The organism is Formosa agariphila KMM 3901, assembly GCF_000723205.1.
GTDB lineage: Bacteria > Bacteroidota > Bacteroidia > Flavobacteriales > Flavobacteriaceae > Formosa > Formosa agariphila.
In genome coordinates this window covers 1,403,026-1,417,409 of record NZ_HG315671.1, presented here as the reverse complement: position 1 = coordinate 1,417,409, position 14,384 = coordinate 1,403,026, and the positions used below count along the sequence as shown (strand labels likewise).

Genomic DNA, 14,384 nt, shown 5'->3' with positions numbered 1-14,384 from the left:
TAAAGGTTACATTTAATTATTAATACAGTTAATTGCCCAGGTATAGGAAATAAAAACATGCAAAACGAAAAATTGAATCTAGAAAAAACAAATTGGACAACATGTTTAGAATGCCAAGGTCAAGGAAAGAAAAATAGACGTATAAGAAAGCAAGAGCGATTACGCTATCAAAACGCATTGGCTGTCTTTAAAAAGGCTAACAGCCAAGGTAAACCGCCCTCACCTCCTAAATCTAGCCAATATTCTTGTACAACATGCAATGGTTCTGGATTAATTGCTACGGCCAACTCTCCTATTCCTGATACTGAAAACTATCCGCATGTTGCCATTATTGGCGCTGGTATTGGGGGTGTAGCTTTAGCCATTGCTTGCTTACATAGAAACATTCCGTTTACACTTTTTGAACGAGATGTTAGTTTCGATGCCCGTTCTCAAGGCTACGGACTCACTTTACAACAAGCTAGTAAAGCCATGTCTGGATTTGGTATAAAAACCTTAAAAGATGGTATTGTTTCTACACGCCATATTGTACATAACACAAACGGATCAGTAATTGGTGAATGGGGTTTTAGAAAATGGATGCATCCAGAAGCAAAACCTACAAAAAAACATACTAACATACATATAGCAAGACAGTCACTACGATTGGCTCTATTAGAACAATTAAACGGACATCAGCAGATACTGTGGAATCATCAATTCATTGATTATAAAAGAGATTATGATAAAAAATTGATTCTAAATTTTCTAGTTAACGGAGAATTAAAAACAAAAAAAGCAGACCTAATTGTTGGTGCAGATGGTATTAGAAGTGCTGTACGAAATCACATCTCAAATGCTTTACATAGTCCGCTACGTTACCTTAATTGTATTGTTATTTTAGGTATTTGTCCGTTAAAAAATCTTGAACACCTTGAAAACCCGCTACTCGACTCTGCGACGGTATTCCAAACTGCTAATGGAAATGAACGTATTTACATGATGCCCTTTTCTGCTAATGCGGTCATGTGGCAACTTAGTTTTCCAATGGCAGAAGATGAAGCAAAAGCTCTAAGTGCTCAAGGTCCTGAAGCACTTAAAACAGAAGCTTGTAAAAGAACACCGTGGCACACTCCTATTCCGCAGATTTTAAAAGCTACTGAATCACAGTTCATTTCTGGATATCCTGTTTATGATCGTGCTTTACTTCATCCCGAAGATTTAAAAGAACAAGCACAAATTACGTTATTAGGCGACGCTGCTCATCCTATGAGTCCGTTTAAAGGGCAAGGCGCCAATCAGGCATTGTTAGATGCATTATCATTGGCTCGTGAAATTTCAAAAGGTTGTAGACCTGGTTCTGAATGGAGAAAAACAGGAATACAAGAATGTGTATTGAATGCTTTTGAAACAGAAATGTTAGTGCGGAGTGCCAAAAAAGTAAAAGATTCTGCTGCAGCAGCAGAATTTTTACACTCAGACATTGTATTGCATGAAAGCAACAAACCTAGAGGTAGCATCAATAAAGAACAAAATAACTAAATGGCCATGTTCTAAAGCTGGCTATCTTGCATTCCCCAAGCATCTAAACCTCTTAAAACAGACTCTAACGACTTTCCACGTTCTGTTAATGTATATTCTACTTTAGGCGGCACTACAGGAAACACTTTTCTCTTAACCAATCCGTCTTTTTCGAGTTCACGAATAGTTTGTGTAAACATTTTATTCGAAATGCCAATAATTTGCTTTTGTAATACGCCAGAACGTAAACTCCCCTCTAATAAATGAAATAGTATTAAAGGTTTCCATTTTGTTCCTATTAAATTCATAGTATAGTTAAGCGGACAATTAATTTCTTTATTCAAAACTTAAATTTATTTTACTTAAAATCAGCAATTTACTCGTTTTGGTAACTATACCACATTATAGTAAGTACTTGTTTAATATGCAAATATAGAGTAATTTTACAATCTAAAACAAAAACTATGTCAGTAAATCAAGATTACCCAAAGTCATTTTCACATATTGGAATCACTGTTCCAGACATTAAAAAAGCTGTAAAATTCTATACAGAAGTTATGGGTTGGTATACGATTATGGAACCATCAACCATTAAAAAAGAAAAAGATACAGCTATTGGTATTATGTGTATAGATGTGTTTGGTGAAGATTGGGAAGAATTTGAAATTGCTCATTTATCAACTTCAGATGGTGTAGGTGTTGAGATTTTCTGTTTTCCTCATGGCGTTAAAGAAGCTCCAGAATTTAGTCCATTTAACACTGGATTATTTCATTTTAGCATTCAAGACCCAAATATTGAAGATTTAATAGATAAAATCGTGGCTTACGGTGGTAAACAACGTATGCCAATTCGAGAATATTATCCAGGTGAAAAACCGTTTAAAATGTGTTATGTTGAAGATCCTTTCGGAATTGTTTTTGAAATCTACACACACAGTTACGAGTTAACATATTCTTCTGGTGCCTATACCAAATAGAACTTTTAAAATTCATCTCATAGATAGAAAACGCAAGTCGTATTGGGCTTGCGTTTTTTTTATGCGTTTAAACGTGTAGAATGCTAATATTTGGATATAACCAAACAGCAAAAAAGTGAAACTTAACAGTCATAAATACTTAGATTTTACAAAGATTTACAACCTAAAAAAAGCTTCTTTTTAATTACGTTATCACCTCGAATTTCTTTAAATTTAGTTGGGCATAAAACGCCCTAATATCCGCTCTAAAAATCGACTTTTTATAATACGATTCTATCTGATAAAAATGTAACACTTAGTAGTTTTAAAGACCAATAGTATGAGTAACAAAACAGAAACGTTAGAATACCCTTTTGAATCTTTATCGTATAACATTCTACCTGGAGCATCAGACTATACTTGCCTAAAGCACAACATAAGCTTAACCAACACGTCACAATTTAGAACAGAAGTGGGTACGATACACGATAATGTTCATATTAAAGACATTTCTGTAGACGAAAATAGATTCTTTAATTATACCATTATAAAGCCAAAGAACAAAACTGTAGCTGAAAATGTTATATTTCTATTACATGGTTTTAACGAAAAAGATTGGACAAAATATTTGTCTTGGGCTCAAGCCATTTGCGAAGGTACCGGAAGTCATATTGTGTTATTTCCGCTAGCGTTTCATATGCAACGCGCTCCTAAATATTGGAGCAATAAACGACATATGTATAAATTGAGTGAAAACAGAAAAGAGAGATACCCAAACATTATAGATTCTACGTTGTCTAATGTTGCCATAAGTATGAGATTACACGCCATGCCTCAGCGTTTTATTTATTCTGGACTACAATCTTACTACGATATAATTCAGCTTATTGAAGAATTTAAGACAGGTAAAAACCCACATATTAGTAAAGATTTCTCTTTTAATATTTTTGCATATTCTATTGGCGGTTTTCTTGCACAAATTCTAAAATTAACGAACTACAACAATTACTTTTCAGATAGTAAAATGTGTTTGTTTTGTAGCGGAACCACTTTTAACAGATTCTCTTCGGTGTCTAAATTTATTTTAGATAGTGAAGCCAATGTAGCCTTGTATTCATTTTTAATTGAACATTTCGATAAATTTCTAAAGACAGATAACATCTTAAACCATTATATTTTAAACGATCATTTAGAAGGCGAAGTCTTTAATTGCATGCTAGATTATCAGAAAAAAAGAGTGTTTAGAGAAGACTTATTAAGAAAACACGAAGATCAAATTTACGCCATAACCTTAACTAAGGATAAAGTTATTCCCTCTTTTGAAATTATCAATACCTTAAAAGGCGCTTATAGAGATATTAATATTAAGGTGGATGAATTAGATTTTGACAGACCCTATACACATGTAAATCCATTTCCGGCTAATTTAAGCTCTGACCAGCAAGTTACAGACGATTTTAATCTGGTATTTAATAAAGTATGCGATTTTTTTAATGCTTAATTGTTTTAAGGTATAGATGAATAACTTTGCTTTACAGCGGAATTAAAACTCCTTATTATTTATATATTAAGAATCCGAATCCAGACACGACTAATACACCAAAAGCCATAACCCAAGTGTTGCTATACGATTTGCTTTCCTCCTGTTTAACTAATTCAAACTTTGAATCTGCTGTTCTTAATTTAACGGTGTGATTATTATCGTTATTTAAGATGAATTGTTCTCTATTAAAACCTTCTTTTAAAATATAAACGACGCCTTTATTTCTAGAGATATTACTAAAACTACCATTATACACACTTAATAATTGAATATCTTTTGGCATTTCTGAAAGTTGAAATGTTACACTCGTTTCATGACCTAACTTAATCATACCCTGAGTTAACACGGCAAGTTGATTGTCGTTAAGTGTAATAGCCACATGTGCTCTTACATAATCGACAACTAATTTCTGAAATTCTTTTGGAGTGCTATATGACGATTTTCCGTAATATTCTTCTATCTGATACTCGAATGCCGTTAACGACGCACTAACTTGTAACACCCATTTTTGATTTTCCTGTTCTACCAAAACAGTAGACGACAAATTGGTTTGATGTGCTTGTGCGCCCCAAGACATAAACAACAGACTGAAAATAAAAAAAGCTTTCGTTTTCATATTTTTATTATTTAGATTTTGGAGGTCTTTGCCCGCGTTCTGGTTTAGGTGCATGCTCTAATTCTGTTTTAGAAATAAAACCATCTTTATCGGTATCAAGTTTATAAAAATCAGTTTCTAAAGGGCCTTTCACTTCACTTTTAGAAAGTTTCCCGTCGCCATTACTATCCATTTCGGCTAATAATTTTTCGAAACTTGGCGGGCCTCCACCTTCTGGTTTTCGTCCTTCTCCACCTTGTGGCTTTCTTGAAAACGCACTGGTTTTGGTGGTCATTATCTCGTCTTGCTTTTTCTCTTTTTTTTGTTCGCATGCCATTATGCTGCAAACCAAAGCAACTAATACTATAATTTTTTTCATCTTTTAAATTTCATTTAAGCTTTTTCTAACCTTAATTAAATCTACATTACAGATTTGTAAACTGTAATGTTCAACCTTCGACCAAATACATTATTTATTTTAAAATGAGATTGCCTTCAAAATTCAGCTTAATTAATAAGCAACATAGGCCCCGCGTAATCCATTAATAAAGTTATTGTTACCAGCTTCATCTACATGATAATGATACCCACGTGTATTATCTACATGTCCGCGTAATTCATCTAAATCTGTTGGAACATTCCCCTCGACATCTTCTAATTCGTAAATACCATAACCATCCAGCGCATAACCAATTAAAGCCGCGTGTCCATCTTCTTGCTCTACTTTAGTACCGAAACCTGTAGCGGCATGATAATGATAACCTTGATGCACGTTTATATGTCCTCCGGCATCATCAAAAGGCGCCAATGTGTATGCACTTAATATATTACTAGTTGGTGCTGGTGCAGAAAATTCAATTCCGTTTAATGCTAATCCACGTGTAGAAGGGATATCTACCCCTGCTCCACCTGGTCCTGTAGCGAAAAGTGTTCCCGAGTTTTGATATTCTGGGGTAATCGGGATTAACCACGTTTGTGTAATATCAGAAATATAAGACGGAATACATTCTACGCAGAAATTTTTATATTCAGCACTTACATTCGGGTTTGCTGCATTAATACAGTCTTCTTTACTATCGGTAATAAAAACATCACCATTAGCATCGTACATAAGCCAATTAGAGTCGTTATAAAATGTAGCCATATTTTCTATAAACGCACCATCTACATCGTACACTTCGCCGTCTTCTAACCAAATTCCTCCTGCTTCGGCTCCATCGCTAATATTATGCGGACACCATGGTCCCATAGCATGGTCGGCAGGCATACTGTTGGTTACAATTTTATAACAATCTACACGTGATCCATTAGAAAGTATACACGGTTCTGTAGTTATAGTAACTCCGCCAGCTTCTGTATAAAAATAAGATGATTCTACATCTACCACAACACCATCGTAATCCGTTCCCGAATCATCGGTATTCGAACTGTTATCACTACTACAAGAATTACAGCTTAACAATGCTAAAGACATTACTGTTATACCTAAAATTGATACTTTAAAAAGGTTGAATTTCATTTTTAAAATCGATTTAATTATTGACTAATATTTTATTTTAACAACGAAGTAGTATACAAATTAATTCATTGATTAAAACAAAAGCTTCATACTGCCATATGAAGCTTTTACAACAACAAATTAACCGACTATAATAATCGTACTATTTTCTTTTACCTTTTGGTTTTGGAGCATTTTTAAACTCGTCCTCACTGATATATCCGTCTTCATCTGAATCTATCTTAGAAAAGTTGTTTTTTAAAGGTCCTTTCATTTCAGATTCTTCTAATTTTCCATCTTCGTTAGCATCTAAATCTTCTAATAATTTGGCATACGTTGGCGGCTCTTTCTGTTCGTTATTTCGTTCTTGTGCACTAACTGCAGTTACACTAGTTAAACAAAATAATAGCATTAATAATCCGATATTTGACTGTAATGATTTCATAATTTCTATATTTAAATGTCTAATTTTCATACAAAGTTGTATAAAATTCACATAGTAAAAATGAGTATTCAGCGAATAGTATAAACCTTTAAGTGAATACCGACTTTACTTCTATAAGCCCATTTCAATTTCAGTATTATTATTCATTGACAAGGATTTAGCCTTGATAATTGATTTACTTTTTTAAAAACAAATGTTAAAATTATTTTAAAAAACGGATTGAGTCAAAGCCTCTATACGGATTGCATTATTTTCAATGTTCAAAAAAAAATCGCTATGAAAAGAAATTACACAGTATTACTATGTATCCTATTAATATCTGTTGTAGGATGTAAAACAAAAGAAGAAAAAGAAATGAAAGTATCTGATGAGCAAAAAGAAATTATAGCTCAAAAACCAGCAGATACGGTACAAACAGCAATTGGTCCTCTTATTTTACCAAAACCTTATGCAACAGAATCTGTTAGAAAACAGAATAAACTAGTCGACTGGCCAGAAGGGCAAATGCCAACTGCTCCAGAAGGTTTTACAGTAACGAAATTGGCAGACGGATTTCAGAATCCACGATGGACTTATTTTGGACCTAACGGCGATATGTTTGTTTGCGAAGCCAATACTAAAAACAGTGCGGGAAAAATCACCTTATTACGAGATAAAAATAATGACGGAACGATTGAGTTAAGAGAAACTTTTCTTTCTGAACTTAAGCAACCTCTAGGAATGCTAATTATTGGAAATTATTTTTATGTTGCCAATACAGATGGTCTTTACAAATACCCATATAGTGCAGGACAAACTAAACTAAATCCTACTGAAGGTAAAAAAATAGTAAACCTTCCGGCTGGTGGTTACAATAATCACTGGACACGAAATATTATTACAAATAATACCGAAGACAAAATTTACATTTCTGTAGGTTCTGCTAGTAACGTTGGAGAATATGGAATGGATGAAGAAGTACGCCGAGCTAATATATTAGTGGTTGATTTAAATGGTGAAAATGAAAAAATTTATGCTAGCGGACTTAGAAATCCTGTAGGTATGGACTGGAATCCTGTTAACGGAGAGCTGTGGACTGCAGTAAACGAACGTGATAAAATTGGAGACAACTTGGTGCCAGATTATGTAACTAGCGTTAAAGAAGGTGGATTTTACGGTTGGCCTTACGCCTACTTTGGTTCTATTCCAGACCCACGACTTAAAGGTGAAGCTCCAGATTTAGTTGCAAAAACAATTGTACCAGATGTATCTGTAGGTCCACATACTGCATCGTTAGGTTTAACTTTTTACGATGGAGATAGTTTCCCGGAAAAATATAAAAACGGTGTATTTGTAGGTCAACACGGTTCATGGAATCGTTCGGTGCTTTCTGGATATCGTGTGGTTTTTATTCCTTTTGAAAATGGAAAACCTACAGCAGAACCAGAAGATTTCCTTACTGGATTTATAGCAGAAGACAGCGATACCGAAGTTTACGGTAGACCAGTTTGTGTTGCCGTTACTCCAACCGGGGATTTACTGGTAAACGACGATTCTGGTAACTGCATATGGAAAGTAAGCTACACTAAATAGGATATTAAGACCAAGTCTAAAACTACATGAAATTAACACCATTTATACTACTGGTGATTACGTTTGTAATCACCAGTACAAATCCGTTATATGCTCAAAATATTAGTGGTCAAATCCACGATAATGAAAATACACCAATTTCTAATGTAAGTGTTCTTCTAAACAATGAAGTAATTGCTAGTACAGATGTTACAGGTGTTTTTATAATACCTGATTCGTATCAGTTTCCTCTGAAATTAAAATTTAAACATGATGGCTATTACATTAAAACGGCTAAATTTTCTAAAACCAATAGCGTTTTTAAACTCATGCCGTTAGAAAAAACAGAACGTTTAGATGAAGTTATAATATCTTCAACTTATCAGAAAGAAAGTAAAGTTATAATTCCCACTACCAAAATAACTGCACAAAAATTTGATGAATATAGTCCTATCGATTTAACCTCTGCAATAAATGAAACTCCTGGTGTTTATATACAGAGTGGTGCATTAAATACTAACAGAATCGTAATTCGTGGGGTGGGTTCTAGAACACTATATGGTACAAATAAAATACGAGCCTATTTTAATGGTATTCCAATTACCAACGGAACGGGAACTACAGATATTGATGCTTATAATCCTGAAGACATAGAAAATCTAGAAATAGTTAAAGGTCCAAAAGCGACTCAATACGGTACAAATTTAGGAGGTACATTACTACTTAACTCAAAGCAAGCATTAGCTGGTGAAACTTATTTTAAAAGCAACCTGACAGTAGGAAGTTACGGATTATTAAAAAATAGTACTTCTGTGGCCACAGCAAATGATAAATTCACTTTGAATCTTAATTACGACCATTTAGAATCGGATGGTTATCGAGACAACAGCAATTATAACCGAAATACAGTCTTATTAACTTCTGGCTATAAGTTTAATGATAAAAATGAAATAGGTGTCTTAATAAATGTCACCGATTATTACGCTCAAATCCCGAGTTCTATAGGTAAAACGGCATTCGAAGAGGATTCCTCACAAGCTGCTTATACCTGGGGATCCGCTAAGGGATATGAAGATAATAAACAAGTATTAGCAGGTATACATTACACACATCGTTTTTCTGAAAAGTTCAGTAATACAACTGCCTTATTTTACAATTATTTGGACCATTATGAGCCTCGACCATTTAATATTCTCGATGAATATACCAATGGATATGGAGCAAGAACTCTTTTTGCGAAAGATTTTAATTTTATAAAAAATGAAGCTAACTTAAGTTTTGGAGCAGAACTTTATAAAGACCAATACAATTGGAAAACGATAGAGAATCTTTATGAAAGTAATAATGGAAATGGAAGCTTAGAAGGAGCTGTATTGAGTGATAATTTAGAAAAAAGAAACAATCTAAATGTGTTTGCAACGGTTACTTTACCAATTACAGCGAAACTAAAAGCTCAATTGGGAATAAACATCAATAAAACCAATTACGACTTTAACGACAATTTCAATTCGGGTGAATCTGATAAAAGTGCTGATCGCGATTTTGACCCAATATTTGCTCCCAATCTAAATCTAAACTATCAATTTAACCCAAATAGTAGTGCCTTTGTAAATGTTAGTCGTGGTTTTAATTATCCTTCTATTGAAGAAACACTAACACCAGAAGGTATTGTTAACCCAGAATTAGGTCCAGAAACAGGTTTTAATTATGAAATTGGTGGTGCGTTTTATTTGTTTAACAGTGCGTTACATATGCAAGTTTCTGCTTATCTATTAGATATAGAAAATTTACTTGTTGCAGACCGTGTTGGAGACGACCAATACATTGGACGAAATGCAGGAAAAACAGAGCACAAAGGGCTAGAATTAGCGTTGCAATACAGACATAACTTTACAACTTACATGTATATTTCTCCATATTTAAATGCTGAAATTTCAGCAAATAAATTTGTGAATTTTGTCGACGACACTAATGATTATTCAGGAAATGAACTTACTGGAGTCCCAGATAATAAGATAAATGCTGGTATTCATTTTGGATATAACAATTTTAAAATTAATGCTAATCTTCTCCATGTTGGTGATATGCCTATAAATGATGCTAACACATTATATTCTGAAGCTTACACCTTGTTAAATGCAAAAATATCATATAGTAAAAACATTACAAATCGTCTTTATATTGAAGCTAACGCTGGTATAAATAATATTACAGACAAAGACTATGCGTCTTCCATTCTTATAAATGCTGTTGGGTTTGGTAATTCGGAGCCGCGATATTATTATCCTGGTTTGCCTAGAAATTGGTATGGTGGAATAAAAGTTGGATATTCAATTTAAATCAAAAAATGAAATTAAGCATAATTTATTATTAGTTAAAGTATTTTTAAATCGCTCACTGAGTCTTATTTTTCTGAGTTAACTCTAAATGCTTTTAAGTTGATCTAAACGGAAGTATAGGTGTACCTTAATCGAATACATTCTAATTAGAAAAATAAGCTGTACTGTTATGAATATAATTAAAAAATGTAATGTAAAGGCATCAAGTATTTTGAACACCTTTCTAAAACAGTTACATAAACTAAGATTCTAAAATGTAATAAACTGAACTAAATTGTGCGTACCAATTAAATCTAATAACTAAAAAACATAATGCTATGAAACCTTCAATTTTAATAGGAGCTGCTTCCATTATAATGAAAAACAAAAAACTACGAATTGCATTTATTGCACTTCAATTAGGTTATTTAGCACACACTTACTTAGAACGAAAGTCTAAGAAAAAAGAACTGTTAACACATTAAAGAATAAGATTAATAGCAATATTAGAGGTCGTTTATAACATTAGTTTTAAACGACCTTATTATATATTAATAGTAATACTTAGTTACTTATTCACCTTTCTTATATATTTCAGACACTTTATAAAAATTTCAAAAATCATAAAAAAGACATGAGGTTTTACGATGTTTTTTCTGAATTAATAAAATGACAAGAGTTCGTTTTACTTAAAAAATTGTACTTTTATTTATAGAATATTTAAAAGACCTCTGTATTTGTAAAGGTGTTTATATCTAAACTTAAAAATTGACAAACTGTTAATTAATAACGACTTTACAAATTCTAATAACACTAAAAAAAATAAAATTTTAAAAAATATGTCAAAAAAACTGGTAACATTTGGAGAAGTCATGATGCGTTTATCTCCACCCGGATATCTAAAATTTTCGCAAGCAAACTCTTTCGAACTTGTATACGGAGGTGGCGAAGCAAACGTAGCCATATCGTGTGCCTATTTAGGAATGAAAGCAGCACATATGACACGATTTCCAGATAATGCCATAGGAAAAGCTGCCACTCAATTTTTAAGAAAAAACTGGTTAAGTACCGATCAAATTATATATGGCGACAATAAATTAGGAATGTACTTTCTTGAAAAAGGAGCTGTACACAGACCAAGTGTAGTTGTTTACGAAAGAGAAGGTTCTGCTTTTTCTTTAATACAACCAGGCATGATTGATTGGGAAGACGTATTAAAAGGTGCAGATTGGTTTCACTGGACTGGAATTACACCTGCAATTTCCGAAGGTGCTGCCATGTCTTGTTTAGAAGCCATAAGAACGGCTAACAAAATGGGAATTATGGTATCTGGAGATATAAATTCGAGAAAAAACATGTGGAAATATGGTAAAACCATGCAAGAAGTTATGCCAGAATTGGTAGAACATACCGATATAGTAATTACAAGTCCACGAGGAATTAATGAAATGTTTGGTCTTGGCGAATCAAAAGGAAAATTTAAAGATTCTGCAAAAGCACTAATGGATGCCTTCCCTAGAATAAAACGTGTTGTAGGTAAAAAAAGAAAATCTATAAGCGCTTCCGAACAGGAAATACAAGGACGAATTTGGACAGGAAAAGAATATATTAAAACTGAGATGTTCGAAATCTCTCACGTTATTGACCGTGTTGGGACTGGTGATGCTTTTGCTGCTGGATTAATTTATGGGTTATTACATTACGATGATGATTTAGATGCTCTAAATTTTGCTTCTGCAGCCTGCGCTTTAAAACATACTATTTTAGGAGATGTAAATATGGCGAGCTTAGATAATGTAACAAGTTTAATGGGCGGAGATACGTCTGGAGCCTTAAAAAGATAGTGATCTATAAATCCTCTCTTTAGAGAATTACACACATAAGAAAGTCTATTTCTTAGAAAAACGGTAAATATTTGAATCACTATAATTCAAATATTTACCGTTTTAACTTTTAATATCTAATTATAATAAAGCACCTATTTTTTAACACGAATATGCTTATTTTCAATTGCTAAAGCATCCGATTCTGTCAATCCAAACTTTATCATTTTTCTATTCAAAATTTTTCGTTCAGAAGGGTCTATTTTACCATCATCTTCTAACATAAATAACACTTCTTCTTCGTATCTCTCCAAATTTAATTGATGTTGATTATCATCTGTTATTGAAGATTCAAGAGAAGTTTGTTTTTTTACAGCATCTTGTAATTTATTTGTGTCTTCAAATTCCACTGTAATTAAATATTCAAGATTCTCAACAGCATTTTTAAGTCCACTTTTACCTTTATAATTCTCTCCTGTTTTTGGTAATAGGACTTTTAATTCGGTTTTAATCATTTTTAATTCTTCTTCAGAAATACTTTCACTTTGAGTGCTTGATAGAGTTTCTTTATAAGAATTAACACTCTCTTGCATCCGTTTATCTGCTAACTTTTGCCAGTTTAATTCTGAATGAAACCAAGCTAATCCATTAGGTATAAATGGTGTTTTAGTAGGCTTAAAATCTTGTTCTCGTATAAGCTTTTCACTAAAATCTGTTTCAATTTCTGTTTTAGCCGATTTATTCTTTTTTGGTAATTCAGTATTTAAATTTGTGACTTCCAAATGTGTAGCTCCCAAGCACTGTTGTAGATAAATAAACTCGTGAATACGCTCTAACAATAATGTTTCGTTATAAGCTTCTAGCGGAAGATAATAATCCTGTCGGATGGGATGACATACATAAACGCTATTAAGTTGCGGATGCTCTTCTGGAAATTTAATTTGATTAGGCAAACTAGTGTTTTTGAGTATCACAACTTCATCTGATACCGTTGCGTAAATATCTTGAGCTATAAATATAATTCGTCGCTCTAAATAAGGCACCTTTAAAAACTTCTTCTTTAGCTTGTAATACACCTCTTCCTTCTTAGAACGTGCACCTTTTTCATACCCTAGATTGTCGTAATTTTCTTCACTTATTGCAAAACAATTTATAGCCTGTACATATTTCCTTTGCTCAAATAAAAGTTCACCTTTAAGTTCGTAAGTATAAGATTCTATCTCGCCTTTTGCTTTAAATAAATTTATATAATCATCTAACGTCTGTATGGCTTCGTCAAAGCGTTTCATTCGTCTTAATCCAAACGTTTTATTAAAATAATAAAATGAAGAATCATCTAAAGTAATATCTGTGGTATTGTATTTTTCGGCAAAATCGTTTAATGCATCTATCCCTTCATTATAGTTTTCCTCATTAAATAATTTTTCAATATTAGATTGTAATTCGGCGTGTTCGCGTATAAATTTGTCCTTATAATCGACAATCTGACCTAATACCTTTAATAGGCTTTTAGCAGCCTTTACATCTTCTATTCCAAATCTATTTATATTTAAATCGTGAAAAAAGCCATTGTTTTTTTCATAAAACCGAAACACCTCTAATTGCTGATTGGTTGTATTTTCAACTAAATCGATATGGTCTATATTTTCCCAAATAATCTGAAAAAAATCCGTTGTATTAGAAACAGCACTTACTGCATATGGGTGACGCAAAGCTATTATTCCAGAATCTAAAATTAATGTCGTTATACGATGTGCTGGTAAGTCTGAAGCATGTTCTTCTTTTTCATTTGTAGAAAGCACCACTAAAATATCCTCAGAATGTAATAACGTTTTTCCTAAAGATTTGAGCTTTGTATTAAATAGTACTTGAAGTTTTTCAAAATCACTTTTATCTAGTTTTAACCCCTTTTTTTTTCGAAAGCAAACTTTACAATTTGGATTTTCTTTAATATATTTTTTTAAATCTTTTTGTTTATTTATGATTTGTAATACTTCACTCATGACTACTTTCTAAAATTCAATTAAAAGTAACTAAATTCAACCTTCATTTTATAAAATTTAGAAAGTAATTCGCAGATTTAACATCACATTTAATCCTATATACTAAACGTATTTATAAAATTAACTTGTAACTTATTGATTTTATAGACATA

At 32.6% G+C, this 14,384-nt stretch carries 13 protein-coding genes; 7 read left to right on the top strand and 6 right to left on the bottom strand.

Annotated elements, in window-relative coordinates; translation table 11 throughout:
• Window positions 1-57 precede the first annotated feature (57 nt).
• On the top strand, window positions 58-1,521 hold the full coding sequence (locus tag BN863_RS05955; protein WP_038528506.1) for an FAD-dependent oxidoreductase: 1,464 nt from the start codon (window positions 58-60) through the stop codon (window positions 1,519-1,521).
• Window positions 1,522-1,532: 11 nt separating this feature from the next.
• On the opposite strand, the gene BN863_RS05950 is transcribed toward BN863_RS05955, so the two are convergent.
• Entirely contained in the window at window positions 1,533-1,808 is a 276-nt protein-coding gene (locus tag BN863_RS05950) for a winged helix-turn-helix transcriptional regulator (protein ID WP_038528503.1), read from the bottom strand.
• A 156-nt stretch (window positions 1,809-1,964) separates the two neighbouring features.
• Here BN863_RS05950 and BN863_RS05945 point away from each other — a divergent pair, with 156 nt between their 5' ends.
• Window positions 1,965-2,477 (top strand): VOC family protein, encoded by a 513-nt coding sequence (locus BN863_RS05945; protein WP_038528500.1) that lies wholly within the window; start codon window positions 1,965-1,967, stop codon window positions 2,475-2,477.
• Window positions 2,478-2,796: 319 nt separating this feature from the next.
• On the top strand, window positions 2,797-3,957 hold the full coding sequence (locus BN863_RS05940) for a DUF6051 family protein (RefSeq protein ID WP_051774566.1): 1,161 nt from the start codon (window positions 2,797-2,799) through the stop codon (window positions 3,955-3,957).
• Window positions 3,958-4,012: 55 nt separating this feature from the next.
• Here BN863_RS05940 and BN863_RS05935 read toward each other — a convergent pair whose 3' ends face one another.
• From BN863_RS05935 to BN863_RS05920, 4 genes are all read right to left on the bottom strand, one after another.
• Window positions 4,013-4,615 carry a DUF6702 family protein gene (locus BN863_RS05935; protein WP_038528499.1) on the bottom strand — a complete coding sequence of 201 codons (603 nt, stop codon included), beginning with the start codon at window positions 4,613-4,615 and terminating at the stop codon, window positions 4,013-4,015.
• Window positions 4,616-4,622: 7 nt separating this feature from the next.
• The gene (locus BN863_RS05930; RefSeq protein WP_038528497.1) at window positions 4,623-4,973 is read right to left on the bottom strand and encodes a penta-EF hand family protein; all 351 of its coding nucleotides are present in this window, start codon (window positions 4,971-4,973) and stop codon (window positions 4,623-4,625) included.
• Between the two features lie 132 nt (window positions 4,974-5,105).
• Window positions 5,106-6,113, bottom strand: a complete 1,008-nt coding sequence (locus BN863_RS05925) for a YHYH protein (RefSeq protein ID WP_038528494.1) — start codon at window positions 6,111-6,113, stop codon at window positions 5,106-5,108.
• A gap of 142 nt (window positions 6,114-6,255) precedes the next feature.
• The gene (locus tag BN863_RS05920) at window positions 6,256-6,537 is read right to left on the bottom strand and encodes an EF-hand domain-containing protein (protein ID WP_051774938.1); all 282 of its coding nucleotides are present in this window, start codon (window positions 6,535-6,537) and stop codon (window positions 6,256-6,258) included.
• Window positions 6,538-6,813: 276 nt separating this feature from the next.
• On the opposite strand from BN863_RS05920, the gene BN863_RS05915 reads away from it, so the two are divergent.
• The 4 genes from BN863_RS05915 (at window position 6,814) to BN863_RS05905 (ending at window position 12,250) form a co-directional block, all read left to right on the top strand.
• Window positions 6,814-8,109: a PQQ-dependent sugar dehydrogenase gene (locus tag BN863_RS05915; RefSeq protein WP_038528492.1), complete on the top strand. Its 1,296-nt coding sequence runs from the start codon at window positions 6,814-6,816 to the stop codon at window positions 8,107-8,109.
• Between the two features lie 26 nt (window positions 8,110-8,135).
• Complete coding sequence (locus tag BN863_RS05910) at window positions 8,136-10,427, top strand: TonB-dependent receptor family protein (protein WP_038528490.1); 2,292 nt, start codon at window positions 8,136-8,138, stop codon at window positions 10,425-10,427.
• 317 nt (window positions 10,428-10,744) lie between these two features.
• Entirely contained in the window at window positions 10,745-10,891 is a 147-nt protein-coding gene (locus BN863_RS18445) for a hypothetical protein (RefSeq protein ID WP_158408969.1), read from the top strand.
• Window positions 10,892-11,245: 354 nt separating this feature from the next.
• Window positions 11,246-12,250: a sugar kinase gene (locus BN863_RS05905; protein WP_038528489.1), complete on the top strand. Its 1,005-nt coding sequence runs from the start codon at window positions 11,246-11,248 to the stop codon at window positions 12,248-12,250.
• Window positions 12,251-12,384: 134 nt separating this feature from the next.
• Here BN863_RS05905 and BN863_RS05900 read toward each other — a convergent pair whose 3' ends face one another.
• The gene (locus BN863_RS05900) at window positions 12,385-14,232 is read right to left on the bottom strand and encodes a tetratricopeptide repeat protein (protein ID WP_038528487.1); all 1,848 of its coding nucleotides are present in this window, start codon (window positions 14,230-14,232) and stop codon (window positions 12,385-12,387) included.
• Window positions 14,233-14,384 lie beyond the last annotated feature (152 nt).

Coding starts and splice junctions, on each gene's coding strand:
- BN863_RS05945 (WP_038528500.1), top strand. CDS start 1,965: ATGTCAGTAAATCAAGATTACCCAAAGTCATTTTCACATATTGGAATC.
- BN863_RS05935 (WP_038528499.1), bottom strand. CDS start 4,615: ATGAAAACGAAAGCTTTTTTTATTTTCAGTCTGTTGTTTATGTCTTGG.
- BN863_RS05905 (WP_038528489.1), top strand. CDS start 11,246: ATGTCAAAAAAACTGGTAACATTTGGAGAAGTCATGATGCGTTTATCT.
- BN863_RS05930 (WP_038528497.1), bottom strand. CDS start 4,973: ATGAAAAAAATTATAGTATTAGTTGCTTTGGTTTGCAGCATAATGGCA.
- BN863_RS05940 (WP_051774566.1), top strand. CDS start 2,797: ATGAGTAACAAAACAGAAACGTTAGAATACCCTTTTGAATCTTTATCG.
- BN863_RS05950 (WP_038528503.1), bottom strand. CDS start 1,808: ATGAATTTAATAGGAACAAAATGGAAACCTTTAATACTATTTCATTTA.
- BN863_RS05955 (WP_038528506.1), top strand. CDS start 58: ATGCAAAACGAAAAATTGAATCTAGAAAAAACAAATTGGACAACATGT.
- BN863_RS05910 (WP_038528490.1), top strand. CDS start 8,136: ATGAAATTAACACCATTTATACTACTGGTGATTACGTTTGTAATCACC.
- BN863_RS05920 (WP_051774938.1), bottom strand. CDS start 6,537: ATGAAATCATTACAGTCAAATATCGGATTATTAATGCTATTATTTTGT.
- BN863_RS18445 (WP_158408969.1), top strand. CDS start 10,745: ATGAAACCTTCAATTTTAATAGGAGCTGCTTCCATTATAATGAAAAAC.
- BN863_RS05915 (WP_038528492.1), top strand. CDS start 6,814: ATGAAAAGAAATTACACAGTATTACTATGTATCCTATTAATATCTGTT.
- BN863_RS05925 (WP_038528494.1), bottom strand. CDS start 6,113: ATGAAATTCAACCTTTTTAAAGTATCAATTTTAGGTATAACAGTAATG.
- BN863_RS05900 (WP_038528487.1), bottom strand. CDS start 14,232: ATGAGTGAAGTATTACAAATCATAAATAAACAAAAAGATTTAAAAAAA.